Genomic DNA, 25922 nt, shown 5'->3' with positions numbered 1-25922 from the left:
CTCGAAGGACGGCAACGGGGAGAAACCTTTGATTTCGCCTCGCGGCCGTCCTTCGAGACGCCGCCTGCGGCGGCTCCACCGGACGAGGGGCAGGGAATTTTTCCTTCACCCGATTGCCGTCACTCCGCCGCCTGCGCCTGCGGGCGCGGCGGGGCGTAGGCGAGCTGGGGCTCCCAATAATTGCCCTTGTCGAACATGTGCCGCGCCTGCGCATATTGGAACATGATGCGCGCGACGATGGTCACCGTCTCGGGCTTGCGCAAGGCGGCGCCCCATACCTTGTTCCACATGCGCCCTTCCTTGTCGCCGAGCTTGCGCACATCGGCGGCGATCTGCATCGCTTCCTGCTCGATCTCGCGGAACGACGACGCCTCAGGAATCTTCGCGTCGACGGGAGCGCGCGCGCGGCCGAAGCCGTCGATGAAGCGCAGCATGCGCTCGCCGAAGGCGGCCGGCGCATAGAGCGCGTTGCAGAGATTGTGCAGGCCCGCGTTCAGCTCCTCCATGGTCATCGTCACGGGCCGGATGTTGGAGCCCCAGGGCACAGCCTGCGTCTCCACCGTGCCTTGCAGCAGACGGCCTTCGCGGGTGATGCGGTCGTGGAGCGGCGTCGCCTCCGAGGCCATCAGCGCGCCGAGGCTGTAGATCGGGATCGCCGTCGACATGGCGAACTCATATTGCTGCGAGAACACGCTCGGCCCATCGTGATCGAAGCCGACGATCATGCCGCCCATCACCGAAATGCGGCGGTCGATCAGCTTCTGCACCTCGCCGGCGATGTCGATCTTCAAATTCTGTCGCTTGCCGGCTTCGCGCAGGCTCTCGACATTCGGCGTCTCGATGCCGACGAACACCTGATGCACGCCGGCCTCCGCCAGCATGTCCATCAATTCGTCGTCACGCGTCGCGTCGATGGAAATCTGCGTGACGAAATCCATGGGGCGGCCGTCGCGCCGCCAATGCGCCATCGCCTCCAGCAGCTCCTTGCAATGCGAGCGATAGGCGGTGAAATTATCGTCGGCGAGGAAGGCGGCGCGGAAGCCGTGGCGCCAGAGATTGTCCAGCTCGGCGATCACCTTGGCGATCGGCTTGTGGCGCTGCTTGCGGCCGAGATATTGGATGACGTCGCAGAACTCGCATTCGAACGGACAGCCGCGCGATGTCTGCACGGCGCCGAGCATGGCGCGGCTCACCGGATACAGTTCCCAGCGCGGCGGCGGGCTCTTGTCCAGCGACGGCTTCTCGCCGAAATAAGCGTCGCGCGAGCGGCCGGCGCGCAGGTCGGCGAAAATTTCTCCCGCGATCTCTTCCGCCTCGCCGCAGACGAGCACGTCGCAATGATCGCGCAGATGATCGGGGCTGAGGCTCGCGTATGGCCCGCCGATGATGACCTTCTTGCCGCGGCGGCGGAACGCGTCGGCGAGCGCGATCATGCGACGGCGCTGGCTGACCTTGCCGGTGATGGCGACCCATTCGGCGGGATGATCGAGATCGACAGGCGCGACGCCCTCGTCGCAAATCTCGATGTCGAGATCGGACGGCGCGAGGGCGGCGAGGGTCGTCGACGACAGATCCGCCATCATGACGCCGGGCCGCCGGCCCGATGCGGCGAGAATTTCAGCTCCGAAATAAGTGGGAAAATCGGCTGCGGGATTGACGATATAAAGAGACATTTCGGCAGGCCCCCTGCTCGGCAATCGCCGATTAAGGGCATTTTTTTCGGGGGCCGGCAAGGCGGGAAAAGACCGGGAAATCAGGGACGGCCGGAAGCTCTACAGAAAAGGGCGCTTCCTTCTCCCGCAGGGCGGGAGAAGGTGGCCCGACGAAGTCGGGTCGGATGAGGGCGCGTCAGAAAAGGGCGTTACGAAACATAGTGGCATGAGGGCGCGGACCCTCATCCGGCCCCGCTTCGCGGGGCTGCCGTCTCCCACAAGCGGAAGGAGCGCGCGGCCAGATTCGACTAATCCGTCACGCCGCCTGCGCGCGCGTCAGCGCGTCGCAAATGTCGTCGACGACGCTGGTCACGAGATCGGGATTCTCGCCCTCGCCCATCACGCGGATCACCGGCTCCGTGCCCGAGGGGCGGATGACGAGACGCCCTGCCCCGTCGAGCCGCTGCTTGCCGGCCTCGATCGCCTGCACGACCAGGTCCTCCTCGAGCGCGCGCGGCCCGCGCACGCGCACATTCTTCAGCACTTGCGGCAGCGGATCGAACACGCGGCAGACCTCGCTGACGCGGCGGCCGAGCTTCTTGACCGCGGCCAGAGCCTGCATCGCGGTGACGAGGCCGTCGCCGGTCGTCGAATAGTCGGAGAGGATCACATGGCCGGACTGCTCGCCGCCGACATTATAGCCGCGCTCGCGCATGCGCTCGATCACATAGCGGTCGCCGACGGCGGTGCGCTCCAGCGTGAGGCCGAGCGAGCCGAGATAGCGCTCGAGGCCGAGATTGGACATGATCGTCGCGACGACGCCGGGCTTGGCCAGCCAGCCCTCATCGCGCCAGCTGCGCGCGACCACCGCCATCAGCTGGTCGCCGTCGACCACATGGCCGAGCTCGTCGACCAGCATGACGCGGTCGGCGTCGCCGTCGAGCGCGATGCCGACGTCGGCGCGCATCTCCCGCACCTTCTCGCGCAGCTTCTGCGGAGCCGTCGAGCCCACATCGCGGTTGATGTTGAAGCCGTCCGGATCGTCGCCGATGGTGATGACCTCGGCGCCGAGCTCCCACAGCGCCTCGGGCGCCACCTTATAGGCGGCGCCATTGGCGCAATCGAGGACGACGCGCAGCCCCTCGAAGCTCATGTTTCGCGACAGGGTGCGCTTGGCGTATTCGATGTAGCGGGCGCGCACGTCCTCGACGCGCTTGGCGCGGCCGAGATGCTGCGGGCCGGCGAGCCGGCTCGTCAGATCGCGCTCGATCAGCTTCTCGATCTCGGCCTCGGTCTCGTCGGACAGCTTGTAGGCGTCCGGGCCGAACAGCTTGATGCCATTGTCCTCGTAGAGATTGTGCGAGGCGGAGATCATCACGCCGAGATCGGCGCGCATCGAGCGGGTGAGCATGGCGACCGCCGGCGTCGGCATCGGGCCGAGCAGCAGCACATCCATGCCGACCGAGGTGAAGCCGGCGACCAGCGCATATTCGATCATATAGCCGGACAGCCGCGTGTCCTTGCCGATGACGACGCGATGGCGACGCTCGCCGTCGCGATTGAAGATGAGGCCGGCCGCCTGGCCGACCTTCATCGCCAGCTCGGGCGTGATCTTTTGATTGGCCCTGCCGCGAATGCCGTCCGTGCCGAAATAGCTGCGCGTCATGTGCCACTCTTCTCCTGAGGTCATGTGCGGCCGCGCCGGGCCAAAGATGCAATAGGCTGCCGATTGTGGGCAATTTCGGACGGCTTCTGCGCGCCGTCCTCGACGGCGGGCCGAATCGTCCTTAAAAAATATCGCTGGATTCGAAAGCATGCGCCGCCTCTCGCGCCGATGGTTAACGGCGTGGCGGCGAAGCCTCGTCGCTATAGCACGGCGGGCGCGCCCGTCGAAGGGAGTGAAAATGCGTGCCGTCATCTATCACACTCCGGCCTGCGGGACCTCCCGCAAGGTGCTCGCGCGGCTGAAGGAGGCCGGCCTCGAGCCCGAGACGATCAATTATCTGAAGACGCCGCCGGACGCCAAGACGCTGAAAACGCTGCTGAAGTCGATGGGGAAAACGGTCCGCGACATTCTCCGCAAAAAGGGAACGCCCTATGCGGAGCTCGGGCTCGACGATCCCGCCGTCGGCGACGAGGCGATTTTCGCCGCGATCGCGGCGCATCCGGTCCTGATCGAGCGGCCGATCGTCGTCGTCGACGGCAGAGCGGCGCTGTGCCGCCCGCCGGAAGTGGTCGAGACGCTGTTGACATGACGCAGCCGCCCCCGGGCGGCCTCGCTGTGGCGCCAAGAATCGCATGGCGCAATATTGGAAAGCCGAAATGATCTCACCCGCCTTCGCGCAAAGGATGGCCCGCTACAATCGCTGGCAGAACGCCAGCCTCTATGCGGCGGCGGATCGTTTATCCGATGCGGCGCGGCGCGAGGATCGCGGCGCCTTCTTCCGTTCGATCCATGGCACGCTCAATCATCTGCTCTGGGCCGACGCCATGTGGATGAGCCGTCTCGCCGGCGGACCCAAGCCGCAGCTCGGCCTGAGCGACTCCCCCGCTTTTCGCTCCGACTGGGCGAGCACGAAGACAGAGCGCGGGCAGCTCGACGAGCTCCTGATCGGCTGGGCGGATAGGCTCGACGAAGCGGCGCTCGCCGGCGATCTCTCTTGGTTCTCCGGCACGCGCGGGGCGGACATCGTCATGCCGCGCACGCTCGTCGTCGCCCATGTCTTCAATCATCAGACCCATCATCGCGGACAGGTCCATGCGATGCTCACCGCGGCGGGGTCGAGACCCGAGGACACCGATCTCATCTTGATGTGAGCGCCCCGGCGGCCGGCAAGCGCCTGGACGACTCGAGAGAACGAGCGCATTTCTGGAGCCTTCCGGTCTTCTCGATCCGACGCCGCCGCCTATCGACAGGAAAGACAATCGCGTGACCGCACCGAAAACTGTGGCATTTCTCGGCCTCGGCGTGATGGGCTATCCCATGGCCGGCCATTTGCTCGCGCGCGGCCATCGCGTCGCCGTCTATAATCGCACCGCCGAGAAAGCGGCCCGCTTCGCCGGGCAATTTCCCGGGGCGGCGACCGCGCCGACGCCGCGGCTCGCCGCCGAGGGCGCCGAAATCGTCTTCGCCTGCGTCGGCAATGACGATGACCTGCGGCAGGTGACGATCGGCGCCGACGGCGCCTTCCACGGCATGAAATCGGGCGCCGTCTTCGTCGACCACACCACCGCCTCCGCCGAGGTCGCGCGCGAGCTGCACGCGCGCGCGAAGGAGATGGGCCTCGGCTTCGTCGACGCGCCGATCTCCGGCGGACAGGCGGGCGCCGAGAAGGGCGCGCTCACCGTGATGTGCGGCGGCGAGCCCGAGGACTTCGCCAAGATCGAGCCGGTCGCCGCCGCCTATGCCCGCGCCTGCCGGCTGATGGGGCCGCCGGGCTCCGGGCAGCTGACCAAGATGGTCAATCAGATTTGCATCGCCGGCCTCGTCCAGGGCCTCGCCGAGGCGCTGGATTTCGCGACCCGCGCCGGGCTCGACGGCAAGGCGGTGATCGATCTCATCAAGAATGGCGCGGCGCAGTCCTGGCAGATGGAGAACCGCCACGCGACCATGCTGGCGGGAGAGTTCGACTTCGGCTTCGCCGTCGAATGGATGCGCAAGGACCTCGCCATCTGCATGGCCGAGGCGCGCCGCAATGGCGCGAGCCTGCCGGTGACGGCGCTCATCGATCAGTTCTACGCCGAGGTCGAGCGCATGGGGGGCAAGCGCTGGGACACCTCCAGCCTCATTGCGCGGCTGCGCGCGATGCGCGGCGGCGGATAGCATTCTTCCGCGGGGAGGCTCGCGGGAGAGCCGCCCACCGGAGCGCTTCTTTGAAACATCGACCATGCCGCGCCGGCCTTCGGGAGAACATTCTTTCAAATCCGAGGCCCGGTGCTATGGTCAGGCTGGGCCACGCTGGCCCAGCTCGTGCTTCCGCTTGGGGGCGGAAGGCGAATTCGGGAGACTCTCCATGAAGTCCAAGATCGTTTCCGGCTCGACCCTCGCGGCCACGGCCATCGCGCTGGCGCTGGCCGGCGGCGTTTCGACGCAGGCCGCCGCCAAGCATTCCCGTCATCATTGCACTATGGAAAAAGGCCACTGCGGCGGCAAGGCGAAGTGCATGACCAAGAAGGGCGCCTGCAAGCACCATAAGGCGGGCTGCAGCGCCAAGGGCGCCTGCAAGGGCCGCTGAGCCGTATGTTTATCGATCGCGCCGTCGCGGCGCGGTCGGTTTGCGGCGGCGAGCCGCGCGAGGACCGCGACATAAGGAGGGACGATCATGACGCGACCCGCGCCTCTCGGATTCGGCCTCGGCCTGAGGCCGATCTATTACGAGGAGATCATCTCCACGCATCCTCCTGTCGATTGGTTCGAGATCATTTCCGAAAATTACATGACCGGCGGCGGCCGGCCGACCGCCATGCTCGAGCGCGTGCGCGCCGACTACCCGATCGTGATGCATGGCGTCGCCATGTCGCTCGCCTCGACCGACCCGCTCGACGTCGACTATCTGCGCGAATTGAAGGCGCTCGCCGAGCGCGTCGAGCCGGCCTGGGTGTCCGATCATCTCGCCTGGACCGGCGTTCACGGAATCAGCCTGCATGATCTGCTGCCGATTCCCTATACGCGCGAATCGCTGGACCATGTCGCCGAGCGCGTCATGCGCGCGCAGGACTTTCTCGGGCGCCGACTCGTGGTCGAAAATGCGTCGACCTATGTGACCTTTCGCGAATCCGAGATGAGCGAATGGGACTTCCTCGCCGAGCTGACGCGCCGCGCCGATTGCCAGCTGCTGCTCGACGTCAATAATGTCGTCGTCTCGGGCTTCAATCACGGCTTCGACGCGAATGTTTTCATCGACGCCATTCCGGTCGAGCGCGTCGTGCAGTTTCATATGGCGGGCCATACCGACAATGGCACGCATCGCATCGACACCCATGACCAGCCGGTCTGCGAGGATGTGTTCGCGCTCTATGAGCGCGCCTGGCGCCGCTTCGGCCCGGTCTCGACCATGATCGAGCGCGACGATAATTTCCCGCCCTTCGACGAGCTGCTGAGCGAGCTCGCGCGCCTGCGCGAGATCGCGGCCCGAGCCGATGCGGAGGGCAAGAGGAGCGAAGCGGCATGACTCTCGCCGAGCTGCAGGCGCGTTTCCAGGCCGGCGTGCTCGCCGGCCATGAGGACGGCGCGAGCATTCTCGAATCGGTGAAGAATTCGCGGCGCGCCGACCGCACCACCCTGTTCGGCGTCTATGTGAACGCCTATCGGCTGCGCTTCGTCGAATTTCTCGTCGCCGACTATCCGGCGCTGCGCGCGCTCCTCGGCGAGGAAGCGTTTCAGGCGCTCGCCGACGCCTATATCGACGCCGAGCCCTCGCGCAAGCGCAACGCCCGCTGGTATACGAGCCGGCTCCCGGATTTCATGCGCGGCGACGAAGCGTGGCGCGGCAATGCGCGGGCGATCGATCTCGCCTTGTTCGAGCGGGCGCTGACCGACTCCTTCGACGCGGCGGACGCCGAGTCGCTGCGCCTCGACGCGCTCGCGGCCTTCGCGCCGGATGATTGGCCGAGCCTCGTGTTCGGCTTTCACCCGAGCCTCATTCTGCTGGAGCTCTCGGCGGGAACGACGGCGACCCATACGGCGGCCGTGGAGGGAGCGGAGCTTCCCGAGCCGAGCGCGGGGGCGGAGCACGTCGCCGTCTGGCGCGCCGATCTCGATTCGGTCTACCGCGCGCTCGAGCCGGACGAGTTTCTGGCGCTGTCGCTCGCGCTCGACGGCCACGCCTTCGGCGACATCTGCCAGATGGCCGCGTTTCGAGACGAGAGCGAAGCCTCGCCCGAGCGCATCGCGCAATTGCTGACCGGCTGGTTCGAGGAAGGGCTGGTGGCGTCGGCGGGGGTGCGGGGGGAGAAAGGCGAATAGGCTCGCGCGCGCCTCAGCGCCCTCGCGTGATTGGCCGAATATGCCATTGCTGCTACGTAGATCGAGGCGACGAACGCCGAAGGGCCGCCATGCCGACGCGCGTAATGTGGTGTTGACCGATATCATCATGAAGAGGTGATCGATCGGCTGGTGAGGTCCGGACGCTACCAGAACGCCGGCGAGGTGATGCGAGAGGGCCTGCGGCTGATCGAGCAGCGCGACGCCCGCGAGACGGCGAAGCTGGAGGCGCTGCGCGAAGCGGCCCGCGTCGGCTTTGCCGATGTCGACGAAGGGCGGTTCGACGCCGTGCCGGGCGCGGAACTGGACGATTATATCGGCGGCCTCGGACGCGGCGCGGGCGCGCGGAGCCGGCTCCTGACGCAGTGGGCGACTTCCATCTCTCTGCGAGCGTCGTCCAGCCAGGCGGCGTCTCGAAGGACGGCCGCGGAGCGAAATCAAAGGTTTCTCTCGTTGCCGTCCTTCGAGACGCCCGCTTCGCGGGCTCCTCAGGACGAGGATCAGGGATATAGTCCTTCACCCGATTGCACTGTAGCGCAAAGCACATCTCGACACATGTCGAACAGGGCTCCGAATCCAGGTCAACAACTTTCCGTGCAACCGCGTCATGCCCGCGCTTGTCGCGGGCATCCACGCCGTGACACTGCGACGTGCGGAAAAACGAGGCGGTGATGTTCGGCTCATGTTCCGGCTTTGCGGGCCGTCACGGCGTGGATGGCCGCGACAAGCGCGGCCATGACGCTGAAAACTCTCTGCTCGTTAACCCGAATTCGGAGCCCTGACATGTCGAACCGTCACATTGACTCCCCGCCCCGCCCCGCCTAAAAGGCAGGCAATCTCGTCAGAGATGACTCGGAACCCGCCTAATCGCCCGCGAGGCGAGAGGCCAACGCCCGGCAGCGCGATGCGCCCCCGGGCGCGCTTTGCTTTGGAGAAGCGAAGGGCGAATAGCGAGTAGCGAATAGATCGAGCTTCGGCTCTATTCGCTACTCGCCATTCGCACCTCGCTCCCACCAGGAGACACGCATGTTCGAGGGCCTTTCCGACAAGCTCTCCGGCATATTCGACAAGCTCACGCGACGCGGCGCGCTGACCGAGGCCGATGTCGCCGAGGCCATGCGCGAGGTGCGCCGCGCTCTGCTCGAGGCGGACGTCGCGCTCGACGTCGTGCGCTCCTTCACCGACAAGGTGCAGCAGAAGGCCGTCGGCGCCAATGTCGTGAAGTCGGTCTCGCCCGGCCAGATGGTCGTCAAGATCGTCAATGACGTGATGGTCGAGACTTTGGGCTCGACCGCGCAGCCGATCGATCTCGACGCGCCGGCGCCCGTGCCGATCATGCTGGTCGGCCTTCAGGGCGCCGGCAAGACGACCACCACCGCCAAGATCGCCAAGCGGCTCGCCGAGCGCCACGGCAAGCGCGTGCTGATGGCCTCGCTCGATGTGAAGCGCCCGGCGGCGCAGGAGCAGCTCGCCATTCTCGGCCGCCAGGTGAATATCGACACGCTGCCGATCGTGCCGGGCCAGGACCCGGTCAGAATCGCCAAGCGCGCCGAGGAGACGGCGCGGCGCGAAGGCTATGACGTGCTGCTGCTCGACACCGCCGGCCGCACCCATATCGACGAGCCGCTGATGGAGGAGATGGCGCAGATCAAGGCCATCTCCAAGCCGCATGAAATTCTGCTCGTCGTCGATGCGCTGACCGGTCAGGACGCGGTCAATCTCGCCAAGAATTTCGATGATCGCGTCGGCCTCACCGGCATCGTGCTGACGCGCGTCGACGGCGACGGCCGCGGCGGCGCGGCGCTCTCCATGCGCGCCGTCACCGGCAAGCCGATCAAGCTCATCGCCACCGGCGAGAAGATGGACGCGCTCGACGAATTCTCGCCGTCGCGCATCGCCAATCGCATTCTCGGCATGGGCGACATCGTCGCCCTCGTCGAGAAGGCAGCCGCCGCCGTCGATCAGGAGCAGGCCGCCCGCGCCGCCGAGCGCATGGCCAAGGGCAAGTTCGATCTGCAGGATCTCGCCGATCAGCTGGCCATGATGGAAAAGGTCGGCGGCTTCGGCGGCATCATGGGCCTGCTCCCCGGCGTCGGCAAGATGAAGGAGCAGATCGCCGCCGCCAATATCGACGACAAGATGTTCAAGCGCCAGCGCGCCATCATCTCGTCGATGACGCCCAAGGAGCGGCGCAATCCCGATATTCTGAAGGCCTCGCGGAAGCGCCGCATCGCCGCGGGCTCCGGCGTGAAGGTCGAGGAGATCAACAAGCTGTTGAAGCAGCACCGCCAGATGGCCGACATGATGAAGGCCATGGGGGGCATGAAGCGCGGCGGCATGATGGGCAAGGCCGCGCAGATGATGGGCCTCGGCGGCATGCCCGCGCCCAGCCAGGAGCAGATCGCCGAATTGCAGAAGAAGATGGGCGGCGCGCCGCCCTCCCCCGGCCCGGGCGGCGGCATTCCCGCCGCGCCGCCGGCGTCTGCATTCTCGTCCAAGCCGACCCTGCCCGGGCTCGGCGGCGGCGGAGGTTTTCTGAGCGGGCTCAACCCGTTCGGGAAGAAGAAATGAAGGGGCGAGTAGCGAGTAGCGAATAGCGAATAGTTCGCTTGCTCTACTCGCTACTCGCTATTCGCTCACAGAAGGAAGCAAAACACACATGTCCCTGAAAATCCGACTCTCCCGCGGCGGCGCCAAGAAGCGTCCCTTCTATCGTGTCGTCGTCGCCGATTCGCGCTCGCCGCGCGACGGCCGCTTCATCGAGAAGCTCGGCACCTTCGATCCGCTGAAGCCGAAGGATGCGGCCGACCGTCTCGTGCTCGACGCCGAGAAGGCGCAGGCCTGGATCGCCAAGGGCGCCCAGGCGACCGACCGCGTCGCCCGCCTGCTCGAAAGCGTCGGCGTCGGCAAGCGCGACGCGCGCAATAATCCGCAGAAGGCGCAGCCGAAGAAGAAGGCCCAGGAGCGCGCCGCCGCCGCGGCCGCGGCCGCCGAGGCCGCCTCGGCCTGATGACGGCGTCATCGCGAGCAGAGCGAAGCCGTCCAGAGCCGCGACGCGGCGTCTGGACGCTCGCGAAGTCGCCGGCCCCGGGATGCGAGCCTGAAGGCTCGTGGTCCACAGCGCGCCTCCCCGGACCGCGAGCCTTCAGGCTCGCTCTCCCTTCTTCCCTTGGACCGCGCGCCTTCGGGCTCGCCCTTCTTTCTTCCTTTGGAGCGCGAGCCTTCGGGCTCGCGCTCGCCGCGGCATGAAAGGCGCCGTCCTGCTCGGCCGGCTCGGCGCCGCGCATGGCGTGCGCGGCGAGATCCGCCTGCAGAGCTTCACCGTCGATCCGGCGGCGATCTCGACCTATGGCCCGCTCTTCGACGCGAGCGGCAAGCGCCGCTTCATCGTCTCGTCGCTGCGCTCGCTCGGCAAGGATATGTTCATCGCCCGGCTCCAAGGGGTGAGCGACCGCAGCGCCGCCGAGGCGCTGACCGGCGTCGAGCTCTATGTTCCGCGCGAGGCGCTGCCGACGCCCGATGAAGACGAATTCTATCTCGCCGATCTCGAGGGCCTGCGCGCCGAGACGCGCGCAGGCGCGACCCTCGGCGTGGTGATCGGCGTCCGCAACTTCGGCGCGGGCGACATTCTCGAGATCGCGCCGCCGGAGGGCGGCGAAACTCTGCTGCTGCCCTTCACCAAGGCCGTGATCCCGGTGGTCGACATCGCCGGCGGGCGCGTCGTGGCGGAGCCGCCCGACAGCGACCCGACCGAAGCGTCGCATTAGCCTCGGCGACAGGCGCCTGCCAGAACCGCCGCGTTGCTCCCGCCGCTGACTGCGGTCTCGAGCGCGTTCCGATCGAACGGAATCGTTCGATCGATCAGAATTCGCTCAAACTAAAGAATGCTGGAGCGTTACCGGATCCATTCGGATCGAGTAACGCTCTAAGAACGGACCACCGATGACCTCGAGGACGTCCCTTTGACCACCGCCCCCACCGTCGCGACGCCGACGCGCACGCCGCTGCATCGCCTTCTCTATCTCCAGGTGCTGGCCGCCATTCTCGCCGGCGCGGCGCTCGGCGCGCTGGCGCCGGAGATCGCCGCGAGCCCATGGGTCGAGGCGCTCGGCAAGGGCTTCGTCAAGCTCATCAAAATGGTGATCGCGCCGATCATCTTCTGCACCGTGGTCTCCGGGATCGCCCATATCGAGAGCGCCGCCAAGATCGGGAGGGTCGGCGTCAAGGCGCTCATCTATTTCGAGATCGTCTCGACTGTGGCGCTGGCGCTCGGCCTTCTCGTCGGCAATCTCATTCAGCCCGGCGCAGGCTTCTCCGGCAAGGCCGACGCCGCCGCCGCCGCCAAATTCATTCAGCCCGGCGCGCAGAAGACCGGCGTCGAATTCGCGCTCGACATTATTCCCGACAGCGTCGTCGGCGCCTTCGCCAAGGGAGATATCCTCGAGGTGCTGCTGTTCTCGGTGCTGTTCGGCTTCGCGCTGATGGCGACGGGCGAGCGGGGCCGCGCGCTGCGCGCCGTGGTCGACGACATCGGCCAGGCGATGTTCGGCGTCATCGCCATCGTGATGAAAGCCGCGCCGATCGGCGCCTTCGGCGCCATGGCCTATACGGTCGGCAAATATGGGACGCAGTCGCTCGTCAATCTCGCCTGGCTGGTCGGCTCCTTCTATCTGACCGCCATTCTCTTCGTCGTGCTCGTTCTCGGCGTCGTCGCCAGAATCGTCGGCTTCGACATTCTGCGCTTTCTCTTCTACATCCGCGATGAATTGCTGATCGTGCTCGGCACCTCGTCCTCCGAGAGCGCGCTGCCGCAGCTGATGGAGAAGCTCGAGCGCCTCGGCTGCTCGAAATCCGTGGTCGGCCTCGTCGTGCCGACCGGCTATTCCTTCAATCTCGACGGCACCAATATCTATATGACGTTGACGAGCCTGTTCATCGCCCAGGCGCTCGGCGTCGAGCTCACCATCGGCCAGCAGGCGACCATTCTCGCCGTCGCCATGCTCACCTCCAAGGGCGCGTCGGGCGTCACCGGGGCGGGCTTCATCACGCTCGGCGCGACGCTTTCCGCCATCGATCCACGTCTCGCGCCGGGCATGGCGCTGGTGCTCGGCGTCGATAAATTCATGAGCGAGTGCCGGGCGCTCACCAATATTTGCGGCAATGGCGTCGCGGCCATCGTCGTCGCCTGGTGGGAGGGCGAGCTCGATCGCGGCAAGCTCGTTTGATCCATCGCGAGATGGCGGGATTCCTCGCTCGTTGCGACTTCGGTGACGTTTCCGACCCGAATGGATCGGAAACGTCACCGCGGCGGCGCTCCGCCGATTCTACAGCCTTTCTTTTTCGTCCTTGTTCAAATACTGCCTTTCGCGGTCGGTCAAATCGCCATGGCCCAAAATTTGTACGGCGCCATTCGTGTCGTAGCTCCTCTGGTCCCGCCTGCGCCCCCGACGCTCCTCGCCGCTCGGATCGTCGGACGGGCCGACCTCGCCGCCGCCGTAGCCGATGACCTCCACGAGGATGATCGAGGGTTTGTCATTCGCATCGGACCCCGCGCTCGGCCTGTCGACCTTGGTGGCCGCGGCGCTCGTATTGGAGGCCGCGGTCAGCGCGCCGACATTGGGGCCCGACACGCTCGCCTGCAGGCCGACGGCCGTTCCCTGCACCTGAACATTGTAGGCGTTCAGCACGCGCTGCGCGACGATGTTGAGATTGCCGGCGACGCGAATGCCCGCCGCGCCGGCGTCGACCGTTCCATGCGGCGCCGTCAGCACGACATCGCTCTTCGTCGGATCCTGGCCGGGCACGGAGATCAGCGCGCCTATGCCGGCGCCGGTGACGAGGCCGGCCGGATTGACGCGGCAATAGCCGTCGGCGTCGCAGACGACGCGCAGGGGCGGATAGGCCGCCGCGCTCTTCGGCCCCTTGCCGGCGTTGAGGTCGCCATTGGCCGAGAACAGCTCGATATTGCCGCCCTGCTCGGTGAAGATACGGCTCTGGTAGACGAGCACGCCGCCATCCGTGTAGCTGCGGATCGAGCCGCCCTGCAGCGTCAGCACGCCCTGCTGCGCCGGGGTCAATGTGTCGGCCCTGTTGGAGCCGACATAGGCGTTGCCGCCGGGGCCGAGAATATCGACGCCGCCGCCGGTCTGGGTCTCGACCAGCGAGCGCGCCATTCTCAAATCGCCGGTATGGACCATGGCCGGGGCGACGCCCGTGCCGCCTTCGCTATTGTCGGTATAGCCGAGCGCGGCCGGGAACAAGGTCGAGATGGCGTCATAGGCGCGCGCGTATTTGCCGTAATAGGCGCTCGCCGGATTGTTGTAGTCGAGGCTCACCCTGGTGAGCAGATCGAGGAAGCCGCGATCCATCGCGAGCTTCAGCGCCTGCTGCTCGCTCTGCAGGGCGAGCGCCTGCGACGGCGTCGGATCGAATGAGAGGCCGGAATAGCCCGCCTTCTCGGCCAGCGCGGCGAGCTTGGCGCCGATGGCGAGGGTCGGCAGCGCGGTGAAAATGTCGGCGGCCTCGGCGGGGGTGAGCTTCACACTGGCGACCGGATCGGCGACGCCCGCCGCCTTGGCCTGCGCCACGATGAGCCGCTCGAGGTACTGCTCGAGCTGCGGGATGACGGCGGAAACGAAATCCATCCCGCTCGCCGAGGCGATCGCCGCATCGCCATAGATCGCGAGGGCGGCCGCGTAATCGACGCCGCCGCCGACGCCGTAGCGCAGCGTGATGTCGGCGCCCTGCGTCGGGAGATAGGATTTCACTGCGACGCCGACCGCGGCGTAATTGGCGCCGTCGCCGACGGCGAGAATGCCGCCGCCGACGCCGCCATAGGTGTTGAACGGCCCGAGATTGCGTCCCGCCTCGAGCAGGAAGTCGCCCGGCCCATAGAGCGTGAAGCTGCTCGTCGTCACTCTATGAGGGTGAAGGAAGATGTCGGGCGTCCGCGCGGCGAGAATGTCGCGCCCGGCGATGATGCTGGTGATGTCGCCATCGGCGTTGTTCTGGCCGATGAAGACGACGTTGGCGATGTCGCGGCCGGCCCACATGCGCGCCGGCTTGTTCAGTGTGAAGTTCACGCTGTCGATGTCCTCGCCCGCATAGATGAGCACGGGCGTATCGTCGTCCGCGTGCAGCGGCGCGGTGAGCGCCGCCGACGGGCTGCCGAGAATGGAACCGGTTGCGCCGTCGCTCATTGTGATGACGGAGTTGGAGATGGCGCCGAGCCCTTTGATGGAGCCGCCGGCGACGAGGCTCAACTCGCCTGTCGCGGAGGGATGGAGGGAGACGCCGAGCAGATCGATGTCGCCGGTGAGCGCGGCGATGGACAGGCTCGCCGGAACGGCGCCGCTCGACTGTCCTCCTGTTCCAATGCCTTGGTATGGGAAATGGGTGAACAATGTATCTCGTCCGCCCGCGCCGAGGCTCGCCTTGCCTATGCCGCTCGTCAGCGAGACGCCGCTGTTCGCGCCATAGCTTTGGAAGGCGGCGCCGATGGTGAGCGGCAGCGAGCCGTCGTTCTTGTAGTCGGCGGGAATGTTCGTCGGCGCGAAAATGCCGCCGAGCTCGATGTCCCCCCTCGCCTGCACGCTGATGTAGCTGTCCTGCACGGCGAGCAGCAAGGGCACGGATGTTATCGCGGTCTTTTTCACCCCGTCCCAGTCGTAATATTGGGCAACCGGATGCCCGTCGCGATACTCGGTCGTGTATAACGTCGCATCGGCGACGATGCTCCCACCGGCGCGGATGAGGCCGGTTCCGCGGCCGACGTAAAAGACGCTGGACAGAAGGTCGCCGCCGGCCTCGACCAGGAGATTTCCGCCGCCATAAAAATGCGCGAGCGCCGCCGCTCCGCCCGCCGAGCGGCCGCCGGACAGCTGAATGGTCTCGGGCAGCGAGGCGGAGACATCCTGCACATTGCGTCCGGCCTTCAGCGTGATGTCGCCGCCGCCGAGCGCGCCGAAGCCCTGGAAGAAGGTTCCGTAATTGATCCAGCTCGAATATTGCACGGCGCCCGCGCTCGGGTCGAAGGGCGCCGTGGAGCTGCCGTTGGACAGGCCGTCGACATAGTGCCAGGCGCTCCAGAACTGCCCGGTCGAGACGCCGATGGAATAGTTGGCGCCGGTCCCGCTGTGGATCTCCGTGGTGAACTGCGTTCCGGTCGGATCGGTCGGCGTCTCGATGCCGATGATGTCGCGCCCCGCCGTGATGACGATATCGCCGCCCGCCGTGGCCCATACGGGCGTGGTGACGAGGCCGCTGCTCGTCGTGACGCTCCGCAGCGTCGGCGCGTCGAAGCCGTCGGCATTGTCGGCGACATGGCCCGCCGTATAGACCGCGCCCGGAGAGACCACGTCCAGCAGCGCGAAATCGCCGGCCGCCGCTATGGTGATCGCGTTCGTTCCCGTGCGGACCAGCGTCGGCACATTGACGGTGAGGCCGTCGACGGGATTTGTGTAGGACACATGCCCGTCGACGGTGACATTGCCGGTGAGATCGTCGCTCAGCGAGGAGAGCCGCGCCACGGCGTTGGGATCGACCGAGGACATGCCGTTCGCATCGAACAGCGCGCCGCCGACGAAATTATAGGAGAAGCTGCCCTTGCCGCTCACCGCCGCCGTCATCAGATCGGCGGAGGCGGTGGTGTTGACGATGCTCTGCAGACCCGTCGCGCCGTAGTAGGCGCTGGCGTTGTTGGCGATGGCGTCGGCGGGATGCGCCGCCGGCGCCGAGGAGAAATATCCCGGCTGCATGGTGGCATAGGCCGGCGGAGCGTAGGGCGGCGTCACCGCGACGGCGTATGGGACGCCCGTCCGGGCGGCGACGCCGGCGACATTGTCCCAAGTCGTGTTGAATATCCCGAAGCCGTAGTAATGGTTGGCGAGGTTGAAATTGGCCACATTGTAGAAATATGCCGCCCATTGGGTCGCATAATCGGTCGCGGTCGTCGACGCCCAACCGCCCTCCACCCCGTCGAGATAGGTGACGGAGCCGAAGCCGCCCAGAATGTTGTAGTAGCTGCTGGAAAGGGTCGGCGCCGCGGGTATGTACAGATAGCTCGAGCTCGACGGATCCAGGCCGATGCCGAAAATCTGAGCCATCGTGAAGACGTCGGCGTAGGAAAGATAGGTTCCGCCGGCAACGCCGAGACCTTGCGCGCCGTTCGTGTTCATGGCGACGATTTCCGTCTCGTAGAGGCGGAACAGCTTCGCATATGCGGCGTAGTATTGATTATATTGATCGATGACCGACGCGGAGCCGGAAATCACCGTCGGCGCCTGCAGCTCGAATTGCAGCGTGTCGAACACGCTCTGCGACAGGTTGAAGAAGGATGCGCTCGCCGCCGAGGTCGTGGGCGGCGGCGTCACGCCGATATCGTCCCAGCTCAATCCTTGATAGTTGTTCAGAAAGTTGGTGAGGCCGCTCGAATCATATTGCAGCACGCCGTTCGAGAACATGGCGAGATAGGCGAGATAGAGGCTGGAGCTCGACTCGCGCGCATAGATCGAGGCCGCATCCTCGGCGCCGCCGGACGCGAGCGTGTAGCGCGTGAAGAATCCGTCCGAAATCGTCGCATTGATCTTCACATTGTTGGCGGCGCGCAACATGAGCGTTCCGGGCTCGCCGCCGCTCGTCGTCCGATAGAGCAGATTGACATTGCCATTCGCGTCTATGCTGCCCGCGCCGAAATTCCAATTGCTGGCGACGACGATATTGCCGGAGTTGACGTTCGTCGACGGATTGACGAGGTCGATCTCGGGGCGCAGATGCAGGGCCGAGGACGGCAGCGCCGTCGCGGCGTTCGAGCCGACCTTCAGCGTCGCGCCCGAAAGCCGCGCCGCGATCGCGCTCGTGTCGAAGGGCGCGTTGACGAAATCGAGCAGCGTCTTCTGATAGAATTGCACATGCGGCAGATAGGCGCCGTCGGCGGGCGCCGCCGCGGTCGAGGACGGATAGACGCCCTTGGCGTTGGCGACGATCAGCTGCGTTCCATCGGCGCCGTAGAAGCCGGCCGGATCGATGACGCCGTCGAAATGCTTGTTCGGATCGGTCGAGGCGTCCGTCGTGCTCCACACCGCGAAGGCGTTGACGACGAGCGGATCGCCGCTCGCCGCGCCGTCCGCCCTGGCGCTGGTGACGATCGCGCCGCTGAAGCGGACATTGATGGTCCCATCCGCGAGAATCGGCGCGCGCACCACGACGCTGCCGCCCGTATTGTCGATATCCGCGCCGCCGTCGCCGCCGGACACGTCGAATGTCGCGCCCGCCGCCACAGTGATCGCGCCCGAGCGGGGCACATTCTGATAGCCATAGTCGGCGTTCAGCGAGCCGTCCGGCGCGCCCGTCGTCCCGAGCGTGATCGTGCCGCCGCGCTGCACCTTCGTCGATTCGCCATTCCCATAGCCGGGACTATCCGCGTCGGGCGCCCGATAACGCGCTTCGAGCGTCGCGCGGGAGCCGATGGCGACGCCCGAGGCGTTCGCGGTTCCTGCGGCGGCGGTCGAGCGGCCCGCGCCATAGAGCGCGATGCTTCCGCCGGAGGCCGAGCTCGCGTCGATGTGTCCGTCGACGACGACGCCGCCGCCATTGGCGACGAGCAGCACATTTTCGGATTTGAGCGTCTCGCCGGCGTCGATGACGATGTCGCCCTGCCCGAGGCTCATCGTGAAGCCGCGCGTGAAGCCGGAGGCCAGCGGCAGCGCGCCGTCGAGGCGCCCGGCGAGAATGAGCAATTCGCCGCCGAGGTCGTCATATTTGGCGCCGCCCTTCAGCGCGCCGGCGAGCTTCGCCGCGCCGCGGGCGTAGATCGAGAGCGAGCCCGCATAGCCGCGGCCCGCGCCGGAGACGTCGACCGTCGTTCCCGCGCCCAGCTTCACATCGCCCGCGTCGGCGACGAGACGGATCGCGCCGGCGGGCGTATCCTGGACGAGATCGCCGATCATGATGCGCGTGCCGGCCGCCGACAGCAGCGCATCGCCCGACAGGACGAGATCGCCGGTCGTCGCCTCGAGCGTCAGCTTGCCGCCCTGCGCGACCAATGTGCCGGAGGCGTTGATCGAGGCGGCCGCAAAGCTCAGCGAACCGCCGATGAACGTCGGGTCGATCGACGGCGCGGCGCCGGCGCCCCGCGCCAGCGTCAAGGCGCCCGTGGTGGAAAGGCTCTGCGACGCCCCCTTGTCGACGAGGATCAGCGGCGCTGTCAGCGTCACCTTCGCGCCGCCGGCGTCGAGGCCGCCGGCGCCCGAGAACAGCGCCTTCGAGCCGGCCGTCGCCGACACGCTGGCGAATCCCGACAAGCTCTTGGAGCCGGCGCTGAAGGTGAGCGCGCCGCTGGCGTCGAGCGCGAGGACGCCGCCCGCGCCCCCCGTGTCGGCGCCGCTCTTGTTGGCGACCGCCTGACTGTCGACAAAAGCAATGTCGCCCGCGATGATCGTGGTCGCGCCGCCGTCGCTGTAGAGGCCGGCGCCGTCGAGCGTCAGCGCGCCGATCCGGTTGGCGGCGTCGCCGAAGGCGTTGGAGCCATAGAGGTTGAACACAGAGGCCGAGCGCAGGCGCACCGACTCGGCGCCGGCGAATTGCCCGATGAGGCCGGTGGTGACGACGAGGCCGCCCGAGCCGCCGCCCAGATTGATGAGCCCGCTGGCGAGATCATAATTCTTCGCGACGAGGCGGGCGCTGGCGGCGAGCGTCGTCGACCCGCTGGCGTCGAGCGTCAGCGCCGCTCCGGACAGCGCGACATTCTCGCCGATCGTCAGCGCGCCGAGCGCGACCGGCGAGACCGGTCCCTCCGGCGCCGGCGTGGTCGCCGGAATCCGATAGACGCCCGGCACGAAACGGCGCTGGATATCCGCGACGCCGCCGTTGGAAACGCGCAGCAGCGCGCCGTCGCCGCTGACGCCGGCGGTGTAGCCGAGCAGGACCTGCAGTCCCGAGAACTGGGCGACCGGATCGACGCCGATGAGCAGCTTTGTCGCCGCGCCGCCGGCGACCGCGCCCTTCGCCGCTATGACGCTGCCGTCGTCGACGACGAGGCCGCGATGGCCGTCGCCGGCGACGGTGGAGGCGAGCGAGACCAGCAGCAGCTCCGGCCCGGTCAGCGGATGCGCCGCGTCGGTCGCGACCTCGAGATCGAGGGCTGTGGCGGTGACGAGCGTCCCCTCCGACGTGCTGCTGCGATAGCCGCCGATGAGCGTGCTCTCGATGCCGAAATCGCTCAGCATGTCGGCGTCGAGGACGAGATAGCCCTCATATTCGGCGCTCGGCGTGAATGTCCCATTGGCCTGCGCGCCGAAGCTCGCCAGCCGGTCGGAGGCGGCGACGAGGATTTTCTCGCCGGTGATGTCGAGCATGCCGCCGAGGCCGCCGGAAGCCGGATCGAACAGATTGGTCGCGTCGAGCGACAGATTGACGCCGGCGGCGACGCTGAGCCGCGCGGCGTCCTGGGCGAGACGCGGCAGCGCCGTCGCATTGCTCGCGGCGAGCGCGGTGAAATAGCTTTTGCCGGTCGTGACGTCGATCTGGGAATAGCGCGTCCAGACCTCCTTGGACTGGATCTGCAGCAGCGCCGCCTGCGGGGATTGCGAGCCGGTGATCGCATTGCCGAGCACGCCGGTCGCATAGACCGAGCCGTCGGCTGTGGCGAAGCTCTGCGAATAGGGATTCGTCTTCGTCGAGACGACCACGACACGATAGGCGCCGGGCAGCGTCGCATATTCGGCGGGCAGCAGCGTATAGGTCCCCGCCGGGACCCCATTGCCGCCCGAAAGCGTCACGGTGAGGCCGGCGGCGACGCTGGTGGCGAAGGCCGGATCATAGGGCGCGAGCGCCGAGCCAAAACCGGGAAGCAGCGCATAGACCGCCTGCGTGCTCGTCGTCAGCACATTGCGCGAGCCGCCGGTGCCGGGGATGAATTCGGTGGCGTAGATATCGCCGCCGCCGCGCCCGTCGAGGATCGCCCCGGCCTGCGCATCCACATTCGCGCCGCCGAGCGTGATGAGCTTCGCCGGCGGGCCGTTGAGAATCGCGTCGTTCGACGTCCATTCGGCGCCGTCGGTCGTGGAGCCGTAGGGGATCATGAGCCCCGCCGCCGAGACCGAGGTGACGCTGCCGGGGAGCAGCGTGACTCTGTCGGTCATGACATTCTGCGCCAGCCCGGAGAGAAGCCCGGTGTTATTCTGGACTGGATCATAGGGATTATTGGTCGGATTGCTGACGAAGAGCGAGGGCAGCGTCTGCCCCGCGCCGAGGCCGAGCACGATGGATCCGAGCGGCGCGTAGAGCGCCCCGCCCTGCTGAATTGTCTTGGCGTCGACGACGATCGCGCCGCCCGCCGACAATGGCGCGACCGGCGCCTGGCCGTTCGAGGAGAAGGCGATCCTGTTGTGGACGCCCGCGGCGGCGGCCGGCGCGAGGCCGAGCGATTCGATGAGAAAGGCGGTGTTGGTGGCGGGATAGATGGTCCGCGCGGTGAGATTGAGATTATCCGCGACCAGCAGCGCGCCGACAAAGGGAAAGCCGCCATAGCCGTCGCTCGCGGCATCCACGCCGTTTTGATCCTGCAGAGTCTTGCCGTAGTCGTAGGTCCCGATGAGGCGGATGTCGCCGCCGGAGACGAGATTGACGACGCCCGCGTTTTTAACGCCGACGACGCCGACGACGTCGATCTGCTGTCGCGCCGCGAGCGTCAGCTCGCCGTCGGCGAGCTGCGGCAGTTGCGACGCGAACGAGGAGAGCCCGGAGTTGGCCAGACGAATGTAATTCGCCTCCAGCGTCACCTTGGTCGCGCCGATCGACGGGATGCAGGCGCCAAAGGGCTCGCAGGACGGCGAGTGGTTTTTGTCGTAGACGCCCGCCGGCAGCAGCGTGATCGCGGCGAAGGAGTCGATCAGGATCGAGCCGGAGATCTCGAGATCGACGTCGCCGCTGAAGGTGGGCCCGGGAAACGACACCGAGCCGAAGCCGGCGCTGTTGAGCGTGTCGGCCGTGACATTGGCTCCGGGCGGCAGATGCAACGCCGCATCCGATCGCCACGTCGGCGGCGTGCTGCCGAAGGCGGCGGACACATCGCCGCTCTGCGTGACGATCATGTCGCCCGCGACGAGCTTGCCGCCCGCCGCCTGCGGCGCTCCGCCCGCCGCGCGGATCGTGCCGCCGAGATAGCCGCCGGTTGTCAGCGTGCCGCCGTCGCTCCAGATTTCCCGCGTCGTGATCCTCGGCCCGAAGAGGCTCGCGCCGCCGGGCTCCTCAATCGTCGCGCTCGCGCCGGAAATGTCCATGATCGAGCCCGCGAGCGCGATGACGGTCCCGGCGCCCTCGGTGAGCGCCCCGCTGGACGACGAAATGCCGCTGAACACGATCGAGCCGCCCGCCAGCACCGTGCCCGTCGAATAGGCGGTGACGCGCGGATCGGGCACGAATGTTCCGGACACGTCGAGCACGGAATTCTGGCCGAGCCAGACATATTGCGGCAGACCATCGCGCCGATAGGCGGGAAAGCCCGAGGGCATTCCTTCATTGATCGCGATCTTGCCGCCATGCGTGCGGACCGTGCCGAGAATGACGGCCGGGCCGCCCGCCGTGAGCGTGATATTGGCCAGCGGATCGGCGAGGATGCTCGCGCCCTCGTCGATCAGCAGCCGCGCCGTCTCGCTGGGGCTGTCCGCGGCGCCATTGCGATAGCCGGCCTGCGTCAGCGCCAGATTTGCCGCATGGCGCAGGCCGTCCGGGGCATAGCCGAACGCCGCGAAATCGCGCGGCCGCGCGCCCGTCGCCGGCAGGCTCGATGTCGAGGAGAGAAGATAATTCTGCTGCTTCAGCGTCAGCGTGGTTCCGGCCGCGACCGTCGCGCTGCCGTAGACGCTGGTCAGGTCGAAGCTGCCAAATCCGCTGTCGCTGAAGAAGGAGGTCGGCAGCACAACCGTGCCCGCCTGCTCGCCCTCGGTGATCGACGCGACCTTCGTCGCCTGCCCGTCGATCGTGATCATCGGCGCGCGCAGCGTGAAGGTTCCGCCCTGCGACAGGCCGCCGGCGTAGATCGTCCCGTCCATGACGACATTGCCGGCGGTCTGCGACTGCGGCGCGTGGCCGAGATTGCCGCCGAAATAGTCGAAGACGAATGTATTGCCTTGCCAGGTTCCGGCATAGGTGCGAAGCGAGACATTGCCGCCCTTGCCCACGGGAAGGCCGTCCGAGCCGGTCTTGAGCCTGCCGTCGGCGGCGACATAGCCGCCGCTGGAGACGTCGACGATGCTTCCGGCCTGCAGCACGATGGAGGCGCTGTGGTCCTCGGCCGTCACCGTCCACTGAGCGTTTTCGTCGAAGGAGACGGCCTCGCTCATATTGTAGGTGGCCAGGCTGACGCTGCCGCCGTTGATATAGAGCGCGCCGGCCGCATCGCTGTAGCGGCCCGCGTCGTTGATCCACCGGCCGCTGACGTCGAGGACCGCATGGCCGCCGACAACGGTGGACGGCAGCTCGCCACTCGCCGCCGCGAGACTCGCCGGCGTCACCCCGTTGATGACGATGCTGCCGCCATGCGCGATGAGCGAGCCGTCGATGGCGGCGACATTCGCGAGCTTGATGCTGCCGCCGTCCCGCACCGAGAGGCTCGCGCCCTCGGCCATCGCGAGCGTGGTGGCGCCGGCGATGGAGATCGATCCGAGGCCGAGGGACGAGAAGCGATCGGTCGAATAGGTGATGACGGGCGCGCCATCGGCGTTCGTCGGCAGGGTCGGCGAAACGCCGAGCGCCGCGTCGGTCCCCAGAAGGTCCGGCGCCGAGGCGACGAGGAGGATCGCGGTGTTGCGTCCGCCGCCGCTGTCCGCGGCCATCGTGATCGCCAGGGACGCTCCGGTCGGCAATTGGTCGGGGGTCGCCTGCACGCCATTGGCGCCGATCCGCGCCAGCGCGCGTTGCCTGGCGCCGATCGCTATGTCGCCGGCGATCGCGCCCTCCAATATCGGGGTGACGGCCGCGACGGAGACGCCGCCGGCGCTCATTCCGTCGAAGTCGTCGGGCTTGACGTAGCCGCCCCGGAGCAGGGACGAGGCGTAGTAATCGATGACGCCCCAACGCGAATGGACGACCGCGAAGCCTCGGTAGATCGTATTGCCGATGAACGGGTCGGCGGCGCCGATGTCGTAGAACCGTCCGTCCGCGCCGACGAGCTGCGTGGTCGACATATGCGCGCCGGCATATTGGATCAGCCCGCCGGAGACATCGATGACCGAGCCCGGCGCCTGCAGCACGTCGACGAAGGCCACTGTGCCGAGATTATTGCCGACGCTCGAGGAGCCGCCGCCGAAGCTCAGCGAGCCGCCCTTGCTCAGAAGCTGATCGATGCCTTGGGGGACATTGGCGAGATAGCCGGCGCCCGAGGAGGCGAACAGCGGCGAGCCCACCCATGTCTCGCCGTCGGCGCGCGTGCCCGAGAGCGTGAGATCGATGGTCACCGTCTGGCCGATCAGATTCTGGGCGAGCGGCGTGTCGGCGACATCATTGGGGGTGACTTTGAATGTGTAGAGATAGTCGCTGTACGAACGCGTCGACGTCAGGCCCGACAGATCGATCACGCTGCCTGCTTCCAAGACGACGCGCCCGGACGGAAGGGGAGCCTCGCCGCCGGGGCCGTTGGGCCGCCCCGGCCCCGTCACCACCATCGTCGCCGACGGCGCGAGAATCCAGGAGCTCGACTGGAAGGTCACATCGGTCGCCGCGATATCGATGCGCGGCGCGACGAAAGCGGCGAGCGAGGTGGCGTCGGAGGGGATCGTCTCCCCATTCTCCTCGGGCAGGATCGTCGTCAGGCTCCCCGGGGCGAACCGAAGGTCGCCCGCGACCATGGTGATGGAGCCCGCGCGCGTGACGCTGGTCGTCGCCTCGACGAGGCCGCGCTGCTCGACCGTGTCGCCGATCATCGTCACATTGCCGCGCCTCGCGACGAGCAGTCCGCTTGCGTCGTTCACCCCCGACGCGCCCCCGCTCACCGAGGGCGGCGAATAGAGCAGCTGGTTGGAGACGCTTCCGTCCGTGCGCGTCGCAAAGCCGGTCTGGCTCGTGGTTCCGCTGGGCTCGGCGAGCTGCACGGTCCCGGCGGCCGCCAGAATGATCTGCCCGGCCGAGGTCGTGATCGAGCCGGCGTTGGTCACCTGCGGACCGAGCAGCGCGACATAGCCGCCATTGTCGAAGCCGCCCACGTCGGTCGAAATGCGCGCCCCGGCCTCGACGCGCACGCCGACATTGTCCTGTCCCGGAACGAGGCCGGCCGAGAACACCGCGGAATCGCCTGTCGAGGCGAATGAATTCGGGAGCCTGAAGCCGGTGTTGACGAACAATCCGTTGTTCAGGAACGTCGCGTTGGCGTTGGCTTCGTCCGAGGGCGCGAGCAGCGGCGTTCCATCCGCCGCCGTCAGCGCGATTCCATCGGCGAGAATCGGCGCATAGGCCGGGCCGCTCGCCTTGAACGCGCCCTTGGCCGTGCCGACGAAACTGTTCATATCCATCGACGCGGCGACCAGCGAATGCACGTTGATCTGGCTGGTTCCGGTGAAGATGACGCCGTTCGGATTGAGCAGCAGCACCGTCCCCTCGGCCTTGATCTGGCCGAGGATCCGGCTCGGCGAGCCGCTCGCGTCGACGCGGTTGAGAACGACCCAGTTGTTGCCGTTCTCCGAATTGCCGCCGCTCTGGTCGAAATGGACCGTCGTGTCCCTGCCGACATTGAACTGCTGCCAAGTGGCGATCGCGCGCTTCGCCGATTGCGTGAGGGTCACCGTGTCATGGCCGCCGGCGTCGACGGTCTCGACCGGCGCGCTGATATTGGACCAGAGGCCAGGAGTCGTGCTGACGCCATTGGCGAAGCCGACGCGCGGATCGACGACGAGCCCACCCGGCTTCAAGCCGTTCGGCACGAGGCTCGTGGCGGCCTGCGCGGCGCTGCGAGCGGCGGCCTGCGCGGCCTGCAGGGACTGGATCGCCTGCGCCGCCCGCGTCAGGGACGTTTGGGTCTGTTTGGCGATCGCGGTCGCCTGCGCCGCGCCCGCCAGCGCGTCGGTCGTCGCCGTCGTCGGCGCCGAGGTCGTCGCCCCGAAGCCTCCGAGCGGCCGCGCCTTCGCGTCTTGCGGAGAGGCGAGCGCCAGCACGGTGGCGCTCGCCGTCGCCAGGAGCGTCCGGCGAATCGGACCGCGGCGACGCCCGGAAAACGGCTGAAACAGAACGGATCTCGTGCCGGCCATCGGAATTTCCTCTCGCGTCGAAGAACGAACGGTCCGAGAGGACGCGGCCGA

The 25922-nt window shown here is 67.2% G+C and carries 13 protein-coding genes and 1 pseudogene; 11 read left to right on the top strand and 3 right to left on the bottom strand.

Annotated elements, in window-relative coordinates; all coding sequences use genetic code 11:
• Positions 1-119: 119 nt before the first annotated feature.
• Positions 120-1673, bottom strand: a complete 1554-nt coding sequence (locus tag K3F48_RS14420) for a radical SAM protein (RefSeq protein WP_222576127.1) — start codon at positions 1671-1673, stop codon at positions 120-122.
• A gap of 295 nt (positions 1674-1968) precedes the next feature.
• Positions 1969-3318 carry a phosphoglucosamine mutase gene (glmM, locus tag K3F48_RS14415; RefSeq protein ID WP_222576126.1) on the bottom strand — a complete coding sequence of 450 codons (1350 nt, stop codon included), beginning with the start codon at positions 3316-3318 and terminating at the stop codon, positions 1969-1971.
• A 238-nt stretch (positions 3319-3556) separates the two neighbouring features.
• Here glmM and arsC point away from each other — a divergent pair, with 238 nt between their 5' ends.
• The 11 genes and pseudogenes from arsC to dctA all read left to right on the top strand — a co-directional run bounded on the left by arsC (position 3557) and on the right by dctA (position 12860).
• Complete coding sequence (gene arsC, locus K3F48_RS14410) at positions 3557-3907, top strand: arsenate reductase (glutaredoxin) (protein ID WP_222576125.1); 351 nt, start codon at positions 3557-3559, stop codon at positions 3905-3907.
• Positions 3908-3974: 67 nt separating this feature from the next.
• Positions 3975-4469, top strand: coding sequence for a DinB family protein (locus K3F48_RS14405; RefSeq protein ID WP_222576124.1), 495 nt, complete (start codon positions 3975-3977; stop codon positions 4467-4469).
• Positions 4470-4581: 112 nt separating this feature from the next.
• Positions 4582-5475 (top strand): NAD(P)-dependent oxidoreductase, encoded by an 894-nt coding sequence (locus K3F48_RS14400; protein ID WP_222576123.1) that lies wholly within the window; start codon positions 4582-4584, stop codon positions 5473-5475.
• A gap of 190 nt (positions 5476-5665) precedes the next feature.
• On the top strand, positions 5666-5887 hold the full coding sequence (locus K3F48_RS14395; protein ID WP_222576122.1) for a hypothetical protein: 222 nt from the start codon (positions 5666-5668) through the stop codon (positions 5885-5887).
• An 87-nt stretch (positions 5888-5974) separates the two neighbouring features.
• Positions 5975-6823, top strand: coding sequence for a DUF692 domain-containing protein (locus K3F48_RS14390; RefSeq protein ID WP_222576121.1), 849 nt, complete (start codon positions 5975-5977; stop codon positions 6821-6823).
• Positions 6820-7617 (top strand): DNA-binding domain-containing protein, encoded by a 798-nt coding sequence (locus tag K3F48_RS14385; RefSeq protein WP_222576120.1) that lies wholly within the window; start codon positions 6820-6822, stop codon positions 7615-7617. The genes K3F48_RS14390 and K3F48_RS14385 overlap by 4 nt, the downstream gene beginning before the upstream one ends.
• 40 nt (positions 7618-7657) lie before the next feature.
• Positions 7658-7983: pseudogene (locus tag K3F48_RS14380) on the top strand (type II toxin-antitoxin system ParD family antitoxin); the annotation flags it as partial.
• A gap of 678 nt (positions 7984-8661) precedes the next feature.
• The gene (gene ffh, locus K3F48_RS14375; protein ID WP_222576119.1) at positions 8662-10206 is read left to right on the top strand and encodes a signal recognition particle protein; all 1545 of its coding nucleotides are present in this window, start codon (positions 8662-8664) and stop codon (positions 10204-10206) included.
• A gap of 88 nt (positions 10207-10294) precedes the next feature.
• On the top strand, positions 10295-10645 hold the full coding sequence (rpsP, locus tag K3F48_RS14370) for a 30S ribosomal protein S16 (protein ID WP_222576118.1): 351 nt from the start codon (positions 10295-10297) through the stop codon (positions 10643-10645).
• Positions 10646-10880: 235 nt separating this feature from the next.
• The gene (gene rimM, locus K3F48_RS14365; RefSeq protein ID WP_222576117.1) at positions 10881-11402 is read left to right on the top strand and encodes a ribosome maturation factor RimM; all 522 of its coding nucleotides are present in this window, start codon (positions 10881-10883) and stop codon (positions 11400-11402) included.
• 195 nt (positions 11403-11597) lie between these two features.
• Complete coding sequence (gene dctA, locus K3F48_RS14360; protein WP_222576116.1) at positions 11598-12860, top strand: C4-dicarboxylate transporter DctA; 1263 nt, start codon at positions 11598-11600, stop codon at positions 12858-12860.
• Between the two features lie 99 nt (positions 12861-12959).
• On the opposite strand, the gene K3F48_RS14355 is transcribed toward dctA, so the two are convergent.
• Positions 12960-25871, bottom strand: a complete 12912-nt coding sequence (locus K3F48_RS14355; protein ID WP_222576115.1) for a filamentous haemagglutinin family protein — start codon at positions 25869-25871, stop codon at positions 12960-12962.
• Positions 25872-25922: the final 51 nt, after the last annotated feature.

It is taken from the genome of Methylosinus sp. Sm6 (assembly GCF_019802345.1).
In the GTDB taxonomy this organism is placed as follows: Bacteria; Pseudomonadota; Alphaproteobacteria; order Rhizobiales; family Beijerinckiaceae; genus Methylosinus.
The sequence above is the reverse complement of the archived record's forward strand: the minus strand, read 5'-3'. Positions and strand labels throughout refer to the sequence as shown.

What these genes read in the sequence shown, in the direction of transcription:
- K3F48_RS14420 (WP_222576127.1), bottom strand. Translation starts at nt 1,673, where the DNA reads ATGTCTCTTTATATCGTCAATCCCGCAGCCGATTTTCCCACTTATTTC.
- glmM (WP_222576126.1), bottom strand. Translation starts at nt 3,318, where the DNA reads ATGACGCGCAGCTATTTCGGCACGGACGGCATTCGCGGCAGGGCCAAT.
- arsC (WP_222576125.1), top strand. Translation starts at nt 3,557, where the DNA reads ATGCGTGCCGTCATCTATCACACTCCGGCCTGCGGGACCTCCCGCAAG.
- K3F48_RS14405 (WP_222576124.1), top strand. Translation starts at nt 3,975, where the DNA reads ATGATCTCACCCGCCTTCGCGCAAAGGATGGCCCGCTACAATCGCTGG.
- K3F48_RS14395 (WP_222576122.1), top strand. Translation starts at nt 5,666, where the DNA reads ATGAAGTCCAAGATCGTTTCCGGCTCGACCCTCGCGGCCACGGCCATC.
- K3F48_RS14390 (WP_222576121.1), top strand. Translation starts at nt 5,975, where the DNA reads ATGACGCGACCCGCGCCTCTCGGATTCGGCCTCGGCCTGAGGCCGATC.
- K3F48_RS14385 (WP_222576120.1), top strand. Translation starts at nt 6,820, where the DNA reads ATGACTCTCGCCGAGCTGCAGGCGCGTTTCCAGGCCGGCGTGCTCGCC.
- ffh (WP_222576119.1), top strand. Translation starts at nt 8,662, where the DNA reads ATGTTCGAGGGCCTTTCCGACAAGCTCTCCGGCATATTCGACAAGCTC.
- rpsP (WP_222576118.1), top strand. Translation starts at nt 10,295, where the DNA reads ATGTCCCTGAAAATCCGACTCTCCCGCGGCGGCGCCAAGAAGCGTCCC.
- rimM (WP_222576117.1), top strand. Translation starts at nt 10,881, where the DNA reads ATGAAAGGCGCCGTCCTGCTCGGCCGGCTCGGCGCCGCGCATGGCGTG.
- K3F48_RS14355 (WP_222576115.1), bottom strand. Translation starts at nt 25,871, where the DNA reads ATGGCCGGCACGAGATCCGTTCTGTTTCAGCCGTTTTCCGGGCGTCGC.